The organism is Chitinophaga sp. OAE865 (assembly GCF_040546735.1).
GTDB classification, from domain to species: Bacteria; Bacteroidota; Bacteroidia; order Chitinophagales; family Chitinophagaceae; genus Chitinophaga; species Chitinophaga polysaccharea_A.
Genome location: NZ_JBEPOF010000001.1, coordinates 127059 through 146099, shown reverse-complemented (window position 1 = coordinate 146099; position 19041 = coordinate 127059). Strand labels below are relative to the sequence as shown.

Sequence of the window (19041 nt, the reverse complement as noted above, 5' to 3'; positions counted from 1 at the left end):
ATGTTTGATGTGTAATTAATCCCTTCATATGTCTAACATCAGCCGGTATCTGTGTCTCCTCATTTTTACACCCTTATTCTCATTGGCACAGAATAAGATCAGCGGTAAAGTGACCGACAGCAAAAAGCATCCCCTGCCAGGCGTGAACATCGCATTAAAAGGTTCCTACGACGGCGCTACTACTGCGGCCGACGGCTCTTTTTCCTTTACTACCACGGCTACCGGCGACCAGCTATTATCCGCCTCGCTTACAGGTTACCAGACGCTTGAGTTGAAAATAAATACCGCAGCAGGGGAGCAGCTGAATATTGTGCTGAAGAGTGCGGTAAACGCGTTACGTGTGGTAACCATTTCGGCTGGCAGCTTTGAAGCCAGCGACGATAAGAAAGGCACGGTACTGAAACCATTGGATATTGTAACTACGGCCGGCGCCGGCGCCGATATTGCCAATGCCATCAAGACATTACCGGGCGCCCAGCAAACAAACGATCGCGAAGGGCTGTTTGTACGGGGTGGTACAGGTTATGAAACGCAAACCCTGATTGATGGCATGCTGGTAAGGAATCCTTTTTACAGCAGCCTGCCGGATATCCCGGGCCGTGGCCGCTTTTCCCCATTCCTGTTTAAGGGCACCACCTTCAGCAGTGGAGGTTACTCCGCGCAGTATGGCCAGGGACTGTCGTCTGCGCTTATCCTCGAATCTATCGATCTGCCCGAACGCTCTTCTTCCACAGTAGGCGTATCTGTAATAGGTGTGAATGCAGGGCTGGACAATCTTTCAAAAGATAAAAAAACATCCTACGGGATAGAGGCAGATTATACCAACCTCGCGCCTTACTTTAATATTATTAAGCCTAAGAATGCACCCAATCTCGGCCCTGAAATCATTGGCACCTCCGTTAATTTCCGGCGCAAAACCTCCCGTACAGGCATGCTCAAATTTTATGGCTACGGGAACTGGACCAAAATGGGATTCAACTCCAACAGCCTGGAATACCCGGGCTATACGGAATCTTTTAAGCTGCACAACAATAACGTATATACGAATCTTACTTACCGGGAGAACATCGGCCGCGACTGGCACCTGTATATCGGGACTTCTTTCAGCAGTAATACTGATAATATTGATGCAGATACCTTACAGAAAAATCCCGGGCCCTCACTGATCAAAGTACAGTCGAACCTTAGCCAGGGCAGGGTGATGTTTTACAAGAACCTCGGCCGCTTCTCCGTATTGCGCTTCGGCGGTGAATACCAGTATGCTGAAGAAAGATCTGCCTTTAACCGGAACAAAGCCAATTTTACAGATAATTATACGGCTGCTTTTGCAGAAGGGGATATTTATTTTACGCCCAGCTTTGTAGGGCGTGTAGGTGGCCGCGCTGAATACAGTTCTGTTCTTGGTGAAATGAACTTTGCGCCCCGTGTGTCGCTGGCCTACAAAGTAAATAACTTCAGCCAGTTCTCTGTGGCTTATGGTGATTATTACCAGAAGCCGGAGCCACAATATATCCGGTTCGACCGCAACCTTGGTTATATGAAAGCCACACACTACATCCTCAGTTATCAACGGGTGGCTACTGATTATACTTTCCGTACGGAAGTGTTTTATAAGAAATATGCCGACCTGGTAAAAACAGTACCAATGTATAACAACAATGGCAGCGGATATGCCCAGGGTGTAGAGTTATTCTGGCGCGACAGGAAAACTTTTAAAAATGTGGATTACTGGATCTCCTATTCTTACCTGGATACAAAACGCGATTACCTGAATTATCCGTTCCGGGTACAACCAGATTTCGCGGCCAATCACACCGCCAGCATTGTGTACAAGCATTTCCTGCCCAAACTCAGTACCAACCTGGGATTAACGTATTCATTTGCAACAGGTCGTCCTTATTATAATCCAAATCAGCCCACAGATAAGTTCATGTCCGACCGCACAATGACCTATAATTCCGTGGGAGTGAGCGCCAGTTATCTGACTAATATCCGGAAAGCGTTTACCATTTTTGTATTATCCGTAAGCAACGTATTGGGCAATAAACAGGTGTTTGGCTATCATTACTCCTCCGATGGTTTACGCAGGGATGAGGTAGTTCCCAACGTACCAAGATTTATTTACCTGGGTATGTTCATGAATTTCGGAATCGACAGAAGACAGGATGTTATTAATAACCTCTAATCACAATAAATATGAAACGACTCTTTCTTGCTTTTTTATTTACCGGTAGCCTGGCTACGGCTGCCATTGCGCAAAGCGCTCAATACACAGAAGCCATGACGAAGCAAACGTCTGACCTGGATAGCAGCAGTACTTTTACCCAGGAGGCGTTACAACAAAAGGCCAACACTTTTGAACGTATTGCTGATGCGGAAAAAAGCCAGTGGCTGCCTTATTACTATGCTGCCTATATGCAGGTGATGCAGGCATTTACACTAAAAGACAAAAGCCAGATAGATCCGCTGGCAGATAAGGCAGAAAGTAACCTGGATAAAGCGGAAGCGCTAAGTCCGAAGAATTCAGAAATTGCATGTATCCGTTCACTGGTAGCTACCGCCCGGTTAACAGTAGACCCCATGACGCGCGGTATGAAGTTTGGGCCGGAAGCCGCTGCCCAGCTTGAACAGGCGAAAAGCCTCAATCCGGAAAATCCCCGGATTTATATGTTAGAGGGACAATCTTTATTATTTACACCTGAACAATGGGGTGGCAGTAAATCAAAAGCGAAAACAACGCTGGAACTGGCACTGGAAAAATTTGCGGCATTCAAGCCGGAAAGCAGTATAGCGCCACATTGGGGAGAAGCATATACCCGTAAGCTGCTGGAACAAAGTCAGAAATAGCAGGGTAGTATATTACCGGATATTTAGTTATTTTGTTTCCCTGGTATTACCATGGAAACAAAATAGCTGAATATCAAAATAACTGTATAAGAAATTAAGCTCATGGACTTTAAAGATCTGGACCCGGTATTACATTCACAATTGAGGCTGGCTATTATGTCCGTGTTGATCAGTGAAGAAGAAGCAGAATTTACACTGTTGAAAGAAAAAACAAATGCTACTGCAGGCAACCTGAGCGTGCAGATTAATAAGTTACGCGACGCGGAATATATTTCTGTAGTGAAACAGTTTAAAGATAACTATCCGCAAACCATCTGTAAAATAACACCCGCCGGCAGGAAAGCCTTCGGAAATTATGTTACTTCCATTCAATCTTACCTGAAAACGGGTAAGTCATAAAGCTATTCAGACGCCAGCTCTGTTTTCTTCAGCGGGTTCCGGGTATTTTCTGCATAGCGCTGCCGCTGTTCCAGTATTTCCAGGCAGGTGAAGATGGCTTGTCTGAAAGAATCAGGGTCTGCCAGGTTTTTACCGGCGATATCGAAGGCGGTGCCATGATCCGGGGAAGTACGTACAATACCCAATCCGGCGGTATAATTAATACCATTGCCGCTGGCCAGCGACTTAAATGGAATAAGGCCCTGGTCGTGGTACATAGCCAGTACACCATCAAACTGTCTGAACATTTCCCTTGCAAAGAAGGCATCGGCGCTATATGGTCCGAAACAGAGTATCCCGTTGCCCTTAGCGTGCCGGATGGCAGGGATAATATGATCAATTTCTTCCCGGCCTATCAACCCTTCGTCGCCGGCATGCGGGTTGAGCCCCAATACCGCGATCCTTGGCTGGTCTACACCGAAGTCCTTAACCAGGCTATCTCTCATCAGGTGCAGTTTGCCCAGGATGTTTTCTTTGGTGACGTATTTTGCTACATCGGCCAGGGGCACGTGCTCCGTGAGAAGCCCCACGCGCATATTATCAGCGGTCATAAACATGAGCACATCCTTTGCATTAAAGGAATCCCTCAGGTAAGGAGTGTGACCGGTATAGTTAAAGTTGCTGCTTTGAATATTGTTTTTATGGATGGGGGCTGTTACCAGGCCGGAGATATATCCATCCTTTAAACAGTTGATGGCTGCTTCCAGCGCCCGGGCAGCGTATTTGCCGCCGGTTTCATTCAGTACTCCGGGGGTGATCTGAACTTCCTCTTCCCAGCAGTTATACACGTTCACCTGCTTGTGATTCAGCCGGGTAAAGTCTTTGATGCTCTGGTAGTTGAAATTATTTTCATTCATCAGCTTCCGGTAAAAGTTGATGGTTTTGTTGGACGCGAAGATCACCGGCGTACAAAATTCCATCATACGCGTGTCCATAAAGGTTTTGATAATGATTTCGGCGCCTATGCTGTTGATGTCACCGATGGTGATACCGATTACCGGTTTGTTGATCTGGGTAGTACTCATGCTGAATTGCCTCAATGAATGGCAAATATAAAGTATTTAGCGGTTAGCTTTCAGCTTTTAGCCGGCAGCCTCCTCAAAAGCTAAAAGGCAAGGGCCAAAAGGTAATAATACTTTATCTTTGCGCTTCACAATGTATACACTAAAAAAATCACTCGGCCAGCACTTTCTCACAGATGAAAACATCTCGAGAAAGATTGTGGAGTCGCTACCTGTAATCGACGGCCAGCAAGTGCTGGAGGTGGGCCCTGGCGGGGGCGCCATCACAAAATACCTGTTGCAGCTGCCCGGCATCCGTTTTAAAGCCATAGAACTGGATAAGGAGAAGGTAGAGTTCCTGGAAAAAACATACCCTGCCATCAAAGGTAAGCTGATCAATGAAAGCATCCTCGATGCAGCCCTGCCTTTTGAAGGCCCGTTCCGCCTGATCGGCAACTTCCCCTATAATATTTCTACCCAGATCATGTTCAAGGTGCTGGACTGGCGCCAGCAGGTGGATGTGGTTGTAGGAATGTTCCAGAAAGAGGTGGCGCAACGTATTGCAGCGCCTCATGGGAACAAGGAGTATGGTATCCTGAGCGTATTGTTACAGGCTTATTATAAGATTGAATATTTGTTTGAAGTACATGAAAACTGCTTCAATCCGCCGCCAAAAGTAAAATCTGCCGTGATCCGCCTTACCAGGCTGGAGCAACCGGCAGATATTGCCTCTGAGCGCAAATTTTTTGTACTGGTGAAAACGGCTTTCGGCCAGCGGCGCAAGCAACTGCGTAATCCGCTTAAAACGATGTTCGACAAGGAGCTGTTAGCACAGGATCCCATCTTTACAAAAAGAGCAGAGGAGCTGAGTGTGGCTGATTTTGCAGCATTATCCCATAAGATGATATGAGCAGAAAAGTATTAATTACAGCGAAAACACATCCGTATCTGATTGAACAGCTCGAAAACAAGGGGTATGAAGTTACCTACCTGCCAGCTGTTACTTATGATGAAGTATACCGGGAAATCGGGGACTGTACCGGGCTGATTGTTACCACCCGTATCCATGTAGATAAAAAGATGATTGATCAGGCCCGGCAGCTTCAGTGGATCGGACGTTTAGGCTCAGGCATGGAACTGATAGACGTACCTTACGCAGAAAGCAAAGGGATTCATTGCGTGAGCAGCCCTGAAGGTAATCGTGATGCAGTAGGTGAACAGGCCGTGGGCATGTTGTTGTGTCTGTTGAATAATGTGCTGAAGAGCAGCCTGGAGCTCAGGCAGGGGATCTGGGAGCGCGACGGGAACAGGGGATATGAGCTGAACGGCAAAACGGTGGCAATAATCGGCTATGGTAATACAGGCAGCACCTTTGCGCATAAATTGCAGGGGTTCGATGTCAACATCCTGGCATATGATAAATATAAAAACCGGTTTTGGTACAGCAGCCGTGAAAGAGGCTACCATGGAGGAGATATTCCGGGAAGCAGATGTAGTAAGCCTGCACCTGCCACTTACCGCTGAAACAAAATACCTGGGCAATTCGGCCTTTTTTGCTTCTTTTGCCCGGCCGGTGTGGTTTATGAATGTGGCAAGGGGCAAGCTGGTGAATAACCGCGACCTGATTGCCGCACTCAGTAACGGAGTATTGGCAGGCGCCTGCCTGGATGTGCTGGAAAATGAAAAACTGACTACTTATAACGAAGAAGAAAAAGAACAACTGGCCTGGTTGCTGAAAGCCGATAATGTAGTGGTAACCCCGCATATTGCCGGGTATTCCCATCAGGCAAGCATCAAAATGGCCCGTATTGTATTGGAGAAACTGAATATTCTTTAGACCTGACCCTACAGGTTGCTTTTTGGATATAAATGATTGATTATCAATTTATTTATATCCGAAATAAGGAGGTTTTTTCTTTATACAAATTTCATTATATTTGCAATAATACCAGTAAACAACGCTTCTGTGCAAATGGAGGCGTTGATTTTTTTTTCTTATAACCAAAAAAACACAAACAGGTTATGTCTGGCATAAATTACGTTACGAAAGAAACCCTTGATCAAATGATGAATGAGCTGACCTTACTTAAAACAAAGGGAAGGGCAGAAATTGCACGTGCTATTTCAGAAGCCAGGGAAAAGGGTGACTTAAAGGAAAATGCCGAATATGATGCCGCCAAAGAAGCGCAGGGTTTGCATGAAGCGAAGATTGCCGCACTGGAAAATGCCATTGCTGTTTCCCGGATAGTGAGTGCTGATGCAATTGATACTTCAAAAGTGTCTATCCTTTGTAAGGTAACCATTACCAATGTAGCTAATAAAAAGACTTTTACCTACCAGATTGTTTCAGAAACGGAAGCGGATCTGAAGGCCGGCAAAATTTCAGTGACTTCCCCGATCGGTAAAGGCCTTTTAGGCAAGCATGTAGGCGAAGTAGCGGAAGTACAGGCGCCAAACGGGCAGATTAAATTTAAGATCGATAATATAACTGCATAAGCCTACTTTTTCGTGATATTTGCAGGGGTTGCATTCATTTGCAGCCCCTGTTTCTTTTTATCATGTTACCAAGAACTAGATACTATGACCATCTTCACGAAAATTATCAAAGGCGAGATTCCAAGTTATAAGATTGCAGAGAACGAACATTTTTATGCTTTCCTGGATATTTTTCCGCTGGTACAGGGACATACCCTGGTGATACCCAAAGTTGAAACGGATAAGTTCTTTGATGTAGCCGACAACCTGCTGCAGGAGTGGTTATTGTTTGCCAAGCCTATTGCACAGGCCATAGAAAAAGTGGTTCCCTGTAATCGTATAGGCGTTAGTGTGGTAGGCCTCGAAGTGCCGCATGCGCATATGCATCTGATCCCGATCAATTCCGCAGATGATATGAACTTTTCCCGCAGTAAGCTAAAGCTGTCTGTAGAAGAATTTAAAGCGCTACAGGCGCAGATTATCGCTGCAATGTAGTGGCTATTTTGAAGGGATATTAAAGCGGAATCCTACACCATGTACGGTTTCCAGCTTGATTTGCGGATCTGATTTGAAATGTTTCCGCAGTTTGGTGATGAATACATCCATACTGCGTCCCAGGAAATAGTCATCTTTTCCCCATACATTGGAAAGGATGTCTTCTCTTTTTAAAGTTTTATTGGGATTATTACAGAAGTATTTCAGCAGGTCTGCTTCCTTTTGTGTAACAGAAATGGATATATCACCACTGGAAGTATAGAGGCGCAGATCCTCATAGTCAAAGGTCAGTTGCCCTATAGTATACAGGTTCGATTTATCTTTCCCGCGGCTCATGGTACGTTTAAGGAAAACTTCTATCCGAAGGATCAGTTCCTGCATACTGAATGGTTTACTGATATAGTCATCAGCACCGATTTGGAGTCCGGCTATTCTGTCTTCTTTTTCATTTTTAGAAGTGAGGAATAATATAGGAATATGGTCATTGAGTTCGCGGATCTGTTGCGCCAGTTGTAGACCGTCTTTTTTGGGCATTACCACGTCGAGCAAACAAATATCGAATGAGCGTAACTGGAATTGTTCCCAGGCTGCCTGGCCGTCTATACTGTGCACTACATCATAGCCCGCTTCTTCCAATCGTTTCTTTGTAACCGCACCAATATTTTGATCATCTTCCACCAATAGGATTCTTGCTTTCATATCTGCCTGATGCTGATTAATATAAAAAAGCTTGTTATACGGTTCATGTATAACAAATGATGACTTTTCATAGTTAAGCTGTTATCCGGGCGCATGGCCGTTAGCTTTTAATTGGGTTTTTATTTCAACCAAAGTAACTACAATTTACGGATTTATGAAATAACCTTTTAGCCGGGTGCTTTTTACCTTGAGATCCTTTCGGGGTGCTGCTGAAGGAATTTATCCCAGCCTTTTGCCTTGGTGATTCCTGCGAGCGGATTATTTTCCTGATAAAAGTGGCATACCGCCACTGCGAGGGCATCTGTAGCATCAAGGTAATCAGGGCGTTCTGAGATACTGAGGATGCGTTGCAACATCAGCCAAACCTGTTCCTTATCTGCATTACCATTACCTGTAACAGATTGTTTTACTTTTTTCGGGGAATATTCGGTGACCTCAAGGCCGGCCTGAATAGCAGCCGCAATAGCCACGCCCTGGGCACGGCCCAGTTTTAGCATACTTTGCACATTCTTACCAAAAAAGGGCGCTTCAATGGCAAAACTGCTTGGTTTATGCTGCTGAATCAGCTCCTGTACTCTGCAATGAATCAGTTGTAGTCTTTCGTAGTGATCTTTGAATTTAGAGAGTTTCAATACACTCATCTCCAGGAGGCTGGCTTTTTTTCCTTCTATAAGTATAAGCCCGTAGCCCATTACAAGGGTGCCAGGGTCAATGCCGAGAATTATTTTTGACTTGTTTGCCAACAGGAGTTTATTTTTGCCAAAATTTGACTGTCTGAACAAAAGTACCAAAATAATTCTCAATTACTTATTAGGAGCGGGGCTTTTTACTTGGCTGGCATACTCTATCTATTCGCAACTCATCCATCGTGATAACCTGCAGGAATCTGTGCGGCATATGTGGGGAGCACTACAGGAGAGAGGCTGGGTGGGTATTTTCCTCGTTATGGTACTTATGCTCTTCAACTGGGGACTGGAAGCCCGCAAGTGGCAGAAGCTGGTGAAACCGCTGGAGGAAGTTTCTTTCCTGCGGTCGTTCAGTGCCATCCTTTCCGGCGTATCCCTGTCTATAAATACCCCAAATCGTGTAGGCGAGTACGGTGGACGGATCCTTTATCTCAAAAACCATAATAAGCTGAAAGCCATTGCGGCTACCATTGTAGGAAGCTTCAGCCAGCTGATTGTCACTATTATTTTTGGGTTAATTGGTCTGCTCTATTATATCAATAACTTCGCACTGGCAAAAGAAAGCGGCTTCCTTACGTCTTCTTTATGGCAGAAATTAGTGCTGATTACAGGCGCAGTAATTTGTGGCCTGACGATATTGTTATATTTTCGGTTACAAATCATTCTGTCTGTATTTGAAAAGATACCCTTCCTTCGGAAAGCGAAGGTGTTTGTGCAGATCATTGTTAAGTACTCATCCGGCGATTTACGTTACCTGTTGCTGCTTTCAGCCCTCCGGTACGTAGTCTTCTCGGCACAGTATTTGATTTTGTTGGACGCACTTGGCATGGAATTTCTATGGTGGCAGGCCTTCCTGCTCAACAGTGTCATCTACCTGGTAATGGCAGGAGTTCCTACCATCGCCATCGCTGAATTAGGCGTTCGCGGAAAGGTAAGTATCTTTTTTCTTGGGTTACTCAGCTCCAATACCGTGGCCATTGTGGCCGCCACTGTAGGTATATGGCTGATTAACCTGGTACTGCCGGCCGTTTTGGGAAGTGTGCTGTTGTTAGGAGTAAAAATTTTTAAGGAAAAATAGCTTCCATCCATGAAGTATTTGCTACTCATCATCTTAGGACTTTCCTGTATTCAACCCGTTGAAGCACAAAACGATTTTTGCTCCATCCGTAACTCCAGTTTCAATGCCGGTGAAAGCATTACCCTGAAAGTATTCTATAACCTCGGCAAAATGTATGTAGGCGCAGGTGAAGCCACCTTTAACGTGGCTCTGGAACGCTTCGCCAACCGCGATGTTTATCATGTTACCGGCGAGGGCAAAACCTACCGGGCATACGACTGGATCTTTAAAGTGCGCGACAAATACGAAAGCTACATAGACACCGCCACCCTGCAACCCCTCAAATTTATCCGGAATGTAAACGAAGGCGGGTACAAGATCTTTAATAATGTGGTGTTTAACCAGGCCGCTCATCAGGCTATCAGCACAAACGGCACCTTTGCCGTGCCCCCCTGTGTACAGGACGTGATCAGCGCTATCTATTATGCCCGCAACATCGACTTTAACAAGTATAACACCGGCGATAAAGTGCCTTTCGCTATGTTCCTGGACGACCAGGTATACAATATCTACATCAGGTACATGGGTAAGGAAGAAGTAAATACCAAATTCGGGAAATTCCGGGCCATTAAGTTTAAACCCCTCCTCATCAAAGGAACCATCTTCGAAGGCGGTGAAAAAATGACGGTATGGGTAAGCGACGACGCCAACAAGGTGCCGCTTCGCATTGAAAGCCCTATATCTGTAGGGAATATCGTGGTAGATATGATTAATTACTCTAACCTCCGTTACCCCTTCACCTCGCTGTTAAACAAGAAATAACAAGGCTTAAGCCGCCACCCGACCCATAAGTTTAACAATTCATTTGAGGGCCGGCCCCCAAATTTTACCGACCTTTCGTGCCGCAGAAAACTTTATATTTGTTATAATCAATCCTTTATGATTATGGAAGAACGTAAACCGAAAATATTATTGGCTGAGGATGATACCAACCTGGGCATGGTGCTGAAGAATTACCTGGAGCTGAACGACTATGATGTGGAATTATGCCGCGATGGTATCCTGGCCCTGGCAGCCTTCCGCCGCGAAAAATTTGACATCTGCCTGCTGGACATTATGATGCCCAATATGGACGGATTTAAACTGGCGGAAGAAATCAGGGACGTAGACCCGGATATCCCCCTCTTTTTCCTCTCTGCCAAAACCATGAAGGAAGACATTATCCAGGGATATAAGCTCGGCGCAGATGATTACATTTCCAAGCCGTTCGACAGCGAACTGCTGCTGCTGAAGATCAAAGCTATCCTGAAACGCAACCAGGAACTGAACAACAAGGAAGAAGAAGTGCACGAATTTGTGATCGGCTCTTATACGTTCAACTCCCGCCTGCGCACCCTGGCACATAACGGTGAAACACATACGTTATCTCCTAAAGAAAACGAACTGTTGCACATGCTGTGTGAACATAAAAATGATCTGCTGCCACGGGAACTTGCATTAAAGAAAATATGGGGTAGCGATACTTATTTCAACGGCCGCAGCATGGATGTATACATAGCCAAACTGCGCAAATACCTGAAAGAAGATAACAATATCGAGATCGTAAACATTCATGGTAACGGCTTCCGCCTGGTGGTAAAAGACTAGGATTTTGTCCTTGAACACTGATTAGGATAATTTTGATGATTTCATTGATATCTTTTAAAATATTTAAGGGAGATAAAAGCCGATATGCTTCTATCTCCCTTAATTTTTTAAATCAATATGATTAAATCAAACAAATCATTATAATCATCGTAATCAGTGTTCAAGGACAAAACCCGCGTGTCAGAACAATAAATTGGACCCACCCCTGAAAGGGGTTTTGCCCAGGTGGATATACGCTTTTTCCGTTACTTCCCTTCCCCGCGGGGTACGTTTGATGAACCCTTCCTGGATCAGGAATGGCTCGTATACTTCTTCCAGGGTACCCGCTTCTTCCCCTACCGCAGTAGCAATAGTGGTGATGCCTACCGGGCCTCCCTTGAAGTTTTCAATGATGGTATTGAGGATACGGTTATCCATCTCATCAAGGCCATATTCATCCACATTCAGCGCTTTCAGGCTCAGGAGGGCTATTTCCATATCAATCACCCCATTACCTATTACCTGGGCGAAGTCGCGTACCCGGCGCAGCAGCCCATTGGCAATACGGGGGGTGCCACGCGAACGCCGTGCTATTTCACTCGCAGCATCTGAAGTGATCTTTGTATTCAGCAAACCCGCAGCCCGCCAAATGATCTTGTGCAGGGTGGCTGCATTGTAATATTCCAGTCTCGATTTGATCCCAAACCGCGATAACAGCGGGGCAGTGAGCAACCCAGACCGGGTAGTGGCTCCGATCAGGGTAAACGGTAGCAGGTTGATCTGGATAGCACGTGCACTCGGACCGGTGTCGATCATAATATCAATACGGTAATCTTCCATGGCAGAATACAGGTATTCCTCCACTACTGTGCTTAACCGGTGAATCTCATCAATAAACAACACATCCTTGTCTTCCAGATTGGTGAGCAAACCGGCCAGGTCGCCGGGCTTCTCAATTACCGGCCCTGAAGTTTCACGGATATTTACGCCCAGTTCATTAGCCACAATACGTGACAAGGTGGTTTTACCCAAGCCCGGAGGGCCATGGAACAACACATGGTCAAGCGCTTCCCCACGCATTTTCGCCGCTTTAATAAATATCTTCAGGTTCTCGATAATTTGGTCCTGGCCGGAAAAATCAACGATCTCCCGGGGACGTATACTATTTTCGAACTCTTTGTCAGCAGCGCTGAGCTTACTCTCTTCTGGTCTTAAAGGCTGATTGGACATAATTGTATATGCTCAAAAATACACAAATATTCAAAGGTAGCAGGCAGCTATTGCTGGTTCATTTTTATATGCGTATTTTAAATATCTAAAATCAAGTTCCCCTATATGCAAAAGTACCTGTTGCTCCTTGTTTACCTCATCCTCGCTGGCTCCTCCCTTCGTACTTCCGCCCAGTCAAAGTTTAAAAAGAATGATTCCTGGCGGTACCAGGTGATCACAAAAGACAGCGTTCCCGGTAACCAGGCAACGTATATAACTAAAACCGTCAGGCTTACCATTACCGCCACTGAGCCGGATGGCGGTGCTACTGTTGCCTATGAACTGGAAAGTGTGGCTCTGAAAAGGCCGGGACTTGATTTTAATTCCGGGAAGCCTGCTACATATACCGGCGACTGGCGTATGATGGAATTCATGCTGTTGCTACACCGGCCGTTAATGTTTAAAATATTCCCCAACGATAGCATCAGCGCCCCGGTGAATGCCATGGCCATTGCTGAACCGGCTGCCGCTTCCGTGGCCATCACCGATAATATTAAGGGAGTACTGACATACACCTGGCCATTCATGCATGCTGAATTGAAGTATTTCTTCCCCGGTAAACCAACACAGCTTGCTGTAAACAAAGAATGGAATGAACATCCCTGGAATTTTCGTATTACCGGTGCAGATAAAGACCTGGTAAGGGTAACCGGTGTTCCGGAAGAAAATAACAAAGACAGTATACGGCTAACCGGTAATTTTTCGTATAGCCTGTTCCGTAATAAAGGCAATGTACACGCATTGGAATTACGGAGCCTGCAGGTACTGCAGAACGGCAGCGTCGTGGTAGCGAAAGACGTGACCGTAATACCTGCCGTCTCAAAACCTTTACCAGCCGATACCGCCTGGTTCAATACACTGATGCGCATGAGCAACTACAGCAACTGGCTAAAGGTGAATAATGAGGCTGATTCTGCAAAAATTGCACAGTTCCTGGCAGTGAATACACCCAGGTATGGCGACCGGCTGGCCTTTAAACGGGCGAAGCTCGACATTTACGGACATGATTCCGAGTACATGTACGAGCAATACCGGAATGCCCTGAAAGACTTGCCCGCAGCAGCGTTGGCAGGATCCTTCTCGCATCTGTTTAACAAATTACAGGATACATACTACAAAAATGTGGATAGTGCGATGTTTTTGATCAAACTACTATCCACCAATCAGTGGTCGCTCAATTCCTGGCTGGATCAGTCTTTCGTACAAAACCTGCCACAGCGTGAATTTGATACAACAGATGCGGGAAAGGAGTTCCGGAGCCAGGGAGTTTCCGAAGCCCGCATTGCGAAGATATTTGAGGAAAGCAGGAAAGCGCCTGCCGGCGCGCAATTGCTGATGAACCGGTTGCTGGAGGAGAAGGATAGTGTTTTACAGGTGTCCGTAAGGCCTATGTCGTTGTGGAACAAAGCTATGCATACAACGGATACGGCTATATTAAAAACTATTGTCGCAAGCTTTGGTAACCCAGGCGCGGCAGAAATGACGTTAGGCAAAGCCGCCAGGTACGAGTTGCTGGTACAGGACATACTCCGGAAGGCCAATATGCCCGCTGCCGCGGATACCCTGCTGGATAAGGTTTTGAACGATATTAAAGTGAACCTGGCCGATACTGTCTTCTGGACAGCGCACCCGGAGCTGAAAGAAAAAAAGGCCGCTAATAAATACCTGCTGTCACACGCTTATTATCTCAAATACGAAACCACCAAACTAACTGATAAGAAAGCCGCGTTGAATTACCTGTCCATGGCTGCCGCCACGGAGCCTAAAAGTAATGCAGACAAAGCATACGAAAGCTTTTACGACCGGGTGCTTCTTCATGGAGAAGAAAACTACAGTACTTACTTTGCCAGGGAGCTGGCGGCTTTAGGCCAGCCGGAGGACGCCATGAAAGTGCTATCGGGGCAGCTGGCCGTTCAGCCGGATATGCTGGACAGCACAAGGGCTTTTTTTAATGCACATTTTCCCGGTAAATCCTTTAATGATTATTTCCGGGATGTATTGCTGAAAGAATGGAAAGACGCACCGGATTTTACCCTGAAAGGCATGAATAATGAAGACATCCGCCTGGCGGATTACCAGGGAAAATGGCTGTTGCTGGATTTCTGGGGTACCTGGTGCGCACCATGCAGGGAGGATCTGCCCCATCTCAATGAACTGGCAAAAGAAATAAATGAAGGAAAACGCCCGCAGAATGCCATCCTGGCCATTTCCTGCCATGAATCACTGGAAACAGCCCGCGATTTTATAGCCGCCAACAAATATGTTTTCCCCGCAGCCCATTCCGATACCCGGATAGAAGAATCATATAAAGTAAGAGGTTATCCTACCAAAGTGTTAGTTTCACCTGACGGGAAAATGTTAGACTTGCAGTTTGGAGCAGATTATGCTGCCATCCTGCAAACATATAGTAATGCTTATTTTACAAATGAAAAAGGGCAGCAACCACCCGTCAGAATAAACAACAAAAAAAAGGACTAACCGCTTATATGAAGAAATCATTGTTATTATTACTGGCTGCCGGCAGCCTTTCCGTTACCGGCTTTGCACAGGACATTAAAGAAAAAGAGGTAGCGCGCATTATCGGCACCCTGGCTGCAGATGATATGCAGGGCCGTTTCCCCGGCACGCCCGGTATTGAAAAGGCCGCACAGTTTATCAGCAGCGAGTTTGGCAAAGCCGGTCTTCAGCCGCTTCCCGGTGAAAAGAACTTCCTGCAGGAATTTAGTAAGTACAGCCTGAAAACTACCAGTGTATCCCTTACCGTTAGCGGGGAGAAACAGAACTGGCCCGTTGTTCCGGTGGGTACCGGCAGCAGCTTCGACTGGGAAAAGGACAGCAGCTACAATATTGTGCACGCCAATGCCCCTGCTGAGCTCATGAAAATACTGCGTAACCCTGCAGCAGTGGAGAAAAACACACTTGTTTGGGTGGGAGCCGCTATGAATGGTTACCTCAGCGGCATCACCGCTTCTTTTTCAGAACATAGCTATGATACTAAAGATGAACTGGAAGCAGTGCCTGTAGCAGGCAAGCAGGTGATACTTGTATTCGCACCCAGAGACGTACCCGATACCGCTTCCTGGAGTATCCATATCCGAAGGGAAATTACAGCCCAGCACTTTGCCAATGTAGCTGGTATGATCAGGGGCAAAACAAAACCGGATGAGTTCGTGATCTTCTCCGGTCACTATGATCACCTGGGGATATTGCCTTCAGAAGCGGGCGACAGTATCGCCAATGGCGCAGATGACGATGCCTCGGGCACCACCGCTGTGATCATGCTCTCGAAGTATTTCAGCAAGCACCCGCCTGCACGCTCGGTGATCTTTGTTGCCTTCACTGCAGAGGAATCCGGCGGACATGGATCGCGCTATTTCTCCGAGCACCAGGATCCTGAAAAAGTAATGGCCATGTTTAATATCGAGATGATTGGTAAGGAATCCAAATTTGGTAAGAACAGCGCCTTTATCACCGGGTTTGAACGATCCGATTTCGGTCCTATCCTTCAGCGGAACCTTAAAGGATCTACCTTCAGTTTCCATCCGGATCCTTACCCCGAACAAAACCTGTTCTACCGGTCAGACAATGCCACCCTCGCCAGGCAAGGGGTACCGGCGCATACCATTTCCACCACACAGATCGATAAGGATGCCTATTATCATACCGTAAAAGATGAACTGGCGACATTGGATATCAGGAATATTACAGATATTATTAAGGCAATAGCTATCAGCGCAGGGTCAATTGTGAATGGAACGGATACGCCTACACGAATTGAAAAAGAGCTGTTGAAGAAATAGCATCATATATTGATCCGGTTGAACGAAGCTCAGCCGGATCATTCTTTATTAATTAACAGTAAACTGATTTTTTTTTCCAAATTCTTTGTTAAATTTAGCCCACGAATTTTTCCCCATAGTCATTAAAACCATATCGATATGAAAACCGGAATCTTACACTTCTGTGGTGCCATAGGCATTGCCAGTATCTTGCTATCCTCGTGTGCCAATACGGACATGGCGAAACCAGATACTAATCAACCAATCGACGATGCGGACGCTGCCAGCGTGAGCTACGAAATCTCAGCGATCAATCCAACAGCTACTTTATCACCTGATGCCTCCGGACGTTTGTCTGCGATCACCGGCGACGCATCTATGGCTAAAGCAGCCTCTGGTGGTTTCGACATTACCTGGGACACTGCTACCGCACGTTTAAGGGAAATCCGCTTCGATGCCAAACGTGGTAAAGATGAAGTGGAATTCAAATTGAAGACAGACAGGCAGATTGACCTTAAACAGGTACCTACTATACTGGGCGCCATTAAAATTCCTAAAGGAACTTACCAGCAGGTAAGAGTGTATGCAAGGGTAGAAGGAGATAAGAAAGATCCTGCTGTAAGACTGATAGGATTTATTACCTGGGATAGCAAAAAAATACCGGTAGAAATACTTCTCTCCGGTCAGATCGAATTGCTGGCGAAAGGAAAGGATGTAGTGGTAACCGATACCAACATTGATTGGAAAGGTTCCCTCAAAATTTCTATGGACCTCATCCTCACCAAACTGCAGATCGGCGACTTTACCGGCTCCTTCGCCAATGGTAAGTTAAAGATCAGTGTAGACATTAACGGCAATCTCCACAATAAAGTGGTAAACGCCCTGGAAAACAGCATGTCGGTGGAACATACCCACGACTAATCAGCAGAACCTTTTAAATAACGGATCTGTGGGAGATAGACGATGAGCATCTCTCTGCAGATCCGTTATTTATTTCACTACCTGATATTGATTTCCGCGTATACGGCAAAATGATCGGAAGCATACCTGCCTTTCCAGATCTCAGAGATACTGGCGTGTTTTAAAACATCATACTTTCCTTTGAGAAAGATGTAATCAATGGGCTGGTCATCCATTTCTGCAATGTTCCATCCGTTGAAAGTGCCGGCAGGACCGAAGTGAGGCGTTTTACTGATCGCCTTGCTGTCCGTTAAATGCAGCGGATCACTTGGGTTTATAATAATCTGAATGGGCTCATCATCCGGAGTGGCGTTGAAATCGCCGGTAATAATAGCTGGCTCCTTCCCTGTGATCTGATGTACTTTTTGCAGCAATAGTTTTGCACTTTCCCTGCGTGCAATTTTCCCCCTGTGATCAAAATGGGTATTGAAATGATAAAACACTTTATTCGTTTTCTTATCCCTGAACTTTCCCCAGGTTACAATACGGGTGCAGGCGCCGTCCCATCCTATGTGACCCGCTACCGTTGGGGTTTCCGACAGCCAGAAAGTTTCGCTCTTTAATAATTGTAAACGGGCGGTATCATAAAATATAGCGGAGTATTCTCCTTTTGTTTTTCCGTCGTCCCTGCCAACGCCAATCATTTTATACTGTGGCAGTCTTTGCTGGAGGTCCTGCATCTGGTCATTCAGCGCCTCCTGTACACCAAGTGTATTTGCACCCAGGAACAGGATTTCCGAAGCTACTTTATCTTTCCTGTGAGGCCATGCGTTGGCGCTGTCGTCCGGGTTATTATAGCGTATATTGAAAGTCATCACCTTCAATGGAACCTGTGCTGCAAGGGCATTCACCAGCAGGCCGCAAAAAGCCGTCAGCCATAATCTTCTCATACAAATTCAATTTTAGCCTGTAAAAATAGCACGGGGACGGATAAATCCTAATGGCGGGGAATAATTTATTAATAAGATATTGAATCGTCTGATCCTGGAAAATTGCCTGTTAGTGGGTGTATTGATTCAGCTGGAGGATCACATCGGGGTCGGGGCAGTTTTGCAGGTATTTTTCTTTTTCACTGTAACGGCATACACCGGGATAATCCCCGCGGAATCCCTGCATATCTTCAATTATCTGGAAATGCAGGTGTGGCGGCCATCCGCCGTTTTCGGCCGGGGTACCGAAATGCGCCAACGGTTGTCCGGCTGTAATGGGCATATTTTCATATAATCCCTGCAGGTTGGAAATACTCAGGTGGCCATACAACGTATAAAAGGTGTATCCGTCCAGCTGGTGCTGTAGTATAATGGTGGCGCCATAATCCCCGAAATGGTCATTAAAACGGAAACTATGTACATGCGCATTCATAGGCGCATAAAGCCGGGTACCGGCCTCCCCCCATATATCAATGCCCAGGTGGAGGCGGCGCGGCTCTTCCCCCGCGTCAAAATGAGGGCTTACCGCGTAAATAGTACGGTGTTCGGCATAGCCGCCAATACCCAGCCGGCAGCCGCTCTGTTCCAGTGTATTGTTTATATACCTGCTAAACCGGTTGATATCCTGGAGTATGTTTTTAGTGAGCGTAGTGTTATTGGCGGTGAAATCCATTACCAGCAGGGATTCATGATCTCCCAAAAGCGGAATAACCGGCTTGAAGGCGGATTGGTGTTTCTTTAAAACCTCCTGTAACATATTTTGTATGGCTTGACTTTCGT

Annotated in this window: 20 protein-coding genes; 14 read left to right on the top strand and 6 right to left on the bottom strand. The window is 46.1% G+C overall.

What is annotated here, in order from left to right; genetic code table 11:
* Positions 1–28 precede the first annotated feature (28 nt).
* From ABIE50_RS00650 to ABIE50_RS00640, 3 genes are all read left to right on the top strand, one after another.
* On the top strand, positions 29–2185 hold the full coding sequence (locus ABIE50_RS00650; RefSeq protein ID WP_209856904.1) for a TonB-dependent receptor: 2157 nt from the start codon (positions 29–31) through the stop codon (positions 2183–2185).
* Between the two features lie 11 nt (positions 2186–2196).
* Positions 2197–2847, top strand: a complete 651-nt coding sequence (locus tag ABIE50_RS00645; RefSeq protein WP_209856906.1) for a hypothetical protein — start codon at positions 2197–2199, stop codon at positions 2845–2847.
* Positions 2848–2949: 102 nt separating this feature from the next.
* Complete coding sequence (locus ABIE50_RS00640; RefSeq protein WP_142685649.1) at positions 2950–3246, top strand: winged helix-turn-helix domain-containing protein; 297 nt, start codon at positions 2950–2952, stop codon at positions 3244–3246.
* 2 nt (positions 3247–3248) lie between these two features.
* Here the strand turns inward: ABIE50_RS00640 and pdxA are convergent, their stop codons facing one another.
* Positions 3249–4310: a 4-hydroxythreonine-4-phosphate dehydrogenase PdxA gene (gene pdxA / locus ABIE50_RS00635; RefSeq protein ID WP_209856908.1), complete on the bottom strand. Its 1062-nt coding sequence runs from the start codon at positions 4308–4310 to the stop codon at positions 3249–3251.
* Positions 4311–4440: 130 nt separating this feature from the next.
* Here pdxA and rsmA point away from each other — a divergent pair, with 130 nt between their 5' ends.
* The 5 genes from rsmA to ABIE50_RS00610 all read left to right on the top strand — a co-directional run bounded on the left by rsmA (position 4441) and on the right by ABIE50_RS00610 (position 7256).
* Complete coding sequence (gene rsmA, locus ABIE50_RS00630; protein WP_209856910.1) at positions 4441–5196, top strand: 16S rRNA (adenine(1518)-N(6)/adenine(1519)-N(6))-dimethyltransferase RsmA; 756 nt, start codon at positions 4441–4443, stop codon at positions 5194–5196.
* Complete coding sequence (locus ABIE50_RS00625; protein ID WP_354027824.1) at positions 5193–5810, top strand: NAD(P)-dependent oxidoreductase; 618 nt, start codon at positions 5193–5195, stop codon at positions 5808–5810. Before rsmA ends, ABIE50_RS00625 begins: the two co-directional genes overlap by 4 nt.
* A complete protein-coding gene (locus ABIE50_RS00620; protein ID WP_354027823.1) occupies positions 5752–6123 on the top strand; it encodes an NAD(P)-dependent oxidoreductase in 372 nt (123 codons plus the stop codon). Before ABIE50_RS00625 ends, ABIE50_RS00620 begins: the two co-directional genes overlap by 59 nt.
* A gap of 185 nt (positions 6124–6308) precedes the next feature.
* A complete protein-coding gene (gene greA, locus ABIE50_RS00615; protein ID WP_142685653.1) occupies positions 6309–6782 on the top strand; it encodes a transcription elongation factor GreA in 474 nt (157 codons plus the stop codon).
* Between the two features lie 84 nt (positions 6783–6866).
* Positions 6867–7256 carry an HIT family protein gene (locus ABIE50_RS00610; protein WP_209856912.1) on the top strand — a complete coding sequence of 130 codons (390 nt, stop codon included), beginning with the start codon at positions 6867–6869 and terminating at the stop codon, positions 7254–7256.
* 3 nt (positions 7257–7259) lie between these two features.
* Here ABIE50_RS00610 and ABIE50_RS00605 read toward each other — a convergent pair whose 3' ends face one another.
* Together ABIE50_RS00605 and ruvC are read right to left on the bottom strand one after the other, a co-directional pair.
* Complete coding sequence (locus ABIE50_RS00605; RefSeq protein WP_209856914.1) at positions 7260–7955, bottom strand: response regulator transcription factor; 696 nt, start codon at positions 7953–7955, stop codon at positions 7260–7262.
* Between the two features lie 182 nt (positions 7956–8137).
* The gene (ruvC, locus tag ABIE50_RS00600; RefSeq protein ID WP_185937224.1) at positions 8138–8698 is read right to left on the bottom strand and encodes a crossover junction endodeoxyribonuclease RuvC; all 561 of its coding nucleotides are present in this window, start codon (positions 8696–8698) and stop codon (positions 8138–8140) included.
* 154 nt (positions 8699–8852) lie between these two features.
* Between ruvC and ABIE50_RS00595 the strand changes: the two genes are divergently transcribed.
* The 3 genes from ABIE50_RS00595 (at position 8853) to ABIE50_RS00585 (ending at position 11345) form a co-directional block, all read left to right on the top strand.
* Entirely contained in the window at positions 8853–9719 is an 867-nt protein-coding gene (locus tag ABIE50_RS00595; protein ID WP_502913886.1) for a lysylphosphatidylglycerol synthase domain-containing protein, read from the top strand.
* 9 nt (positions 9720–9728) lie between these two features.
* On the top strand, positions 9729–10520 hold the full coding sequence (locus ABIE50_RS00590; protein ID WP_142685658.1) for a DUF3108 domain-containing protein: 792 nt from the start codon (positions 9729–9731) through the stop codon (positions 10518–10520).
* 123 nt (positions 10521–10643) lie between these two features.
* A complete protein-coding gene (locus ABIE50_RS00585) occupies positions 10644–11345 on the top strand; it encodes a response regulator transcription factor (RefSeq protein ID WP_142685659.1) in 702 nt (233 codons plus the stop codon).
* A 180-nt stretch (positions 11346–11525) separates the two neighbouring features.
* On the opposite strand, the gene ruvB is transcribed toward ABIE50_RS00585, so the two are convergent.
* Positions 11526–12554 (bottom strand): Holliday junction branch migration DNA helicase RuvB, encoded by a 1029-nt coding sequence (ruvB, locus tag ABIE50_RS00580; RefSeq protein ID WP_142685660.1) that lies wholly within the window; start codon positions 12552–12554, stop codon positions 11526–11528.
* A 105-nt stretch (positions 12555–12659) separates the two neighbouring features.
* Between ruvB and ABIE50_RS00575 the strand changes: the two genes are divergently transcribed.
* The 3 genes from ABIE50_RS00575 to ABIE50_RS00565 all read left to right on the top strand — a co-directional run bounded on the left by ABIE50_RS00575 (position 12660) and on the right by ABIE50_RS00565 (position 17293).
* Positions 12660–15071 carry a TlpA family protein disulfide reductase gene (locus ABIE50_RS00575; RefSeq protein ID WP_209856918.1) on the top strand — a complete coding sequence of 804 codons (2412 nt, stop codon included), beginning with the start codon at positions 12660–12662 and terminating at the stop codon, positions 15069–15071.
* 8 nt (positions 15072–15079) lie between these two features.
* Positions 15080–16393: a M28 family metallopeptidase gene (locus ABIE50_RS00570; RefSeq protein WP_209856920.1), complete on the top strand. Its 1314-nt coding sequence runs from the start codon at positions 15080–15082 to the stop codon at positions 16391–16393.
* A gap of 138 nt (positions 16394–16531) precedes the next feature.
* Entirely contained in the window at positions 16532–17293 is a 762-nt protein-coding gene (locus ABIE50_RS00565; RefSeq protein ID WP_209856922.1) for a hypothetical protein, read from the top strand.
* A gap of 77 nt (positions 17294–17370) precedes the next feature.
* Here the strand turns inward: ABIE50_RS00565 and ABIE50_RS00560 are convergent, their stop codons facing one another.
* Positions 17371–18222, bottom strand: a complete 852-nt coding sequence (locus tag ABIE50_RS00560) for an endonuclease/exonuclease/phosphatase family protein (protein WP_209856924.1) — start codon at positions 18220–18222, stop codon at positions 17371–17373.
* A gap of 109 nt (positions 18223–18331) precedes the next feature.
* The gene (locus ABIE50_RS00555; RefSeq protein WP_142685665.1) at positions 18332–19018 is read right to left on the bottom strand and encodes a peptidoglycan DD-metalloendopeptidase family protein; all 687 of its coding nucleotides are present in this window, start codon (positions 19016–19018) and stop codon (positions 18332–18334) included.
* Positions 19019–19041 lie beyond the last annotated feature (23 nt).

What these genes read in the sequence shown, in the direction of transcription:
- ABIE50_RS00650 (WP_209856904.1), top strand. Translation starts at nt 29, where the DNA reads ATGTCTAACATCAGCCGGTATCTGTGTCTCCTCATTTTTACACCCTTA.
- ABIE50_RS00645 (WP_209856906.1), top strand. Translation starts at nt 2,197, where the DNA reads ATGAAACGACTCTTTCTTGCTTTTTTATTTACCGGTAGCCTGGCTACG.
- ABIE50_RS00640 (WP_142685649.1), top strand. Translation starts at nt 2,950, where the DNA reads ATGGACTTTAAAGATCTGGACCCGGTATTACATTCACAATTGAGGCTG.
- pdxA (WP_209856908.1), bottom strand. Translation starts at nt 4,310, where the DNA reads ATGAGTACTACCCAGATCAACAAACCGGTAATCGGTATCACCATCGGT.
- rsmA (WP_209856910.1), top strand. Translation starts at nt 4,441, where the DNA reads ATGTATACACTAAAAAAATCACTCGGCCAGCACTTTCTCACAGATGAA.
- ABIE50_RS00625 (WP_354027824.1), top strand. Translation starts at nt 5,193, where the DNA reads ATGAGCAGAAAAGTATTAATTACAGCGAAAACACATCCGTATCTGATT.
- ABIE50_RS00620 (WP_354027823.1), top strand. Translation starts at nt 5,752, where the DNA reads ATGGAGGAGATATTCCGGGAAGCAGATGTAGTAAGCCTGCACCTGCCA.
- greA (WP_142685653.1), top strand. Translation starts at nt 6,309, where the DNA reads ATGTCTGGCATAAATTACGTTACGAAAGAAACCCTTGATCAAATGATG.
- ABIE50_RS00610 (WP_209856912.1), top strand. Translation starts at nt 6,867, where the DNA reads ATGACCATCTTCACGAAAATTATCAAAGGCGAGATTCCAAGTTATAAG.
- ABIE50_RS00605 (WP_209856914.1), bottom strand. Translation starts at nt 7,955, where the DNA reads ATGAAAGCAAGAATCCTATTGGTGGAAGATGATCAAAATATTGGTGCG.
- ABIE50_RS00595 (WP_502913886.1), top strand. Translation starts at nt 8,853, where the DNA reads ATGTGGGGAGCACTACAGGAGAGAGGCTGGGTGGGTATTTTCCTCGTT.
- ABIE50_RS00590 (WP_142685658.1), top strand. Translation starts at nt 9,729, where the DNA reads ATGAAGTATTTGCTACTCATCATCTTAGGACTTTCCTGTATTCAACCC.
- ABIE50_RS00585 (WP_142685659.1), top strand. Translation starts at nt 10,644, where the DNA reads ATGGAAGAACGTAAACCGAAAATATTATTGGCTGAGGATGATACCAAC.
- ruvB (WP_142685660.1), bottom strand. Translation starts at nt 12,554, where the DNA reads ATGTCCAATCAGCCTTTAAGACCAGAAGAGAGTAAGCTCAGCGCTGCT.
- ABIE50_RS00575 (WP_209856918.1), top strand. Translation starts at nt 12,660, where the DNA reads ATGCAAAAGTACCTGTTGCTCCTTGTTTACCTCATCCTCGCTGGCTCC.
- ABIE50_RS00570 (WP_209856920.1), top strand. Translation starts at nt 15,080, where the DNA reads ATGAAGAAATCATTGTTATTATTACTGGCTGCCGGCAGCCTTTCCGTT.
- ABIE50_RS00565 (WP_209856922.1), top strand. Translation starts at nt 16,532, where the DNA reads ATGAAAACCGGAATCTTACACTTCTGTGGTGCCATAGGCATTGCCAGT.
- ABIE50_RS00560 (WP_209856924.1), bottom strand. Translation starts at nt 18,222, where the DNA reads ATGAGAAGATTATGGCTGACGGCTTTTTGCGGCCTGCTGGTGAATGCC.
- ABIE50_RS00555 (WP_142685665.1), bottom strand. Translation starts at nt 19,018, where the DNA reads ATGTTACAGGAGGTTTTAAAGAAACACCAATCCGCCTTCAAGCCGGTT.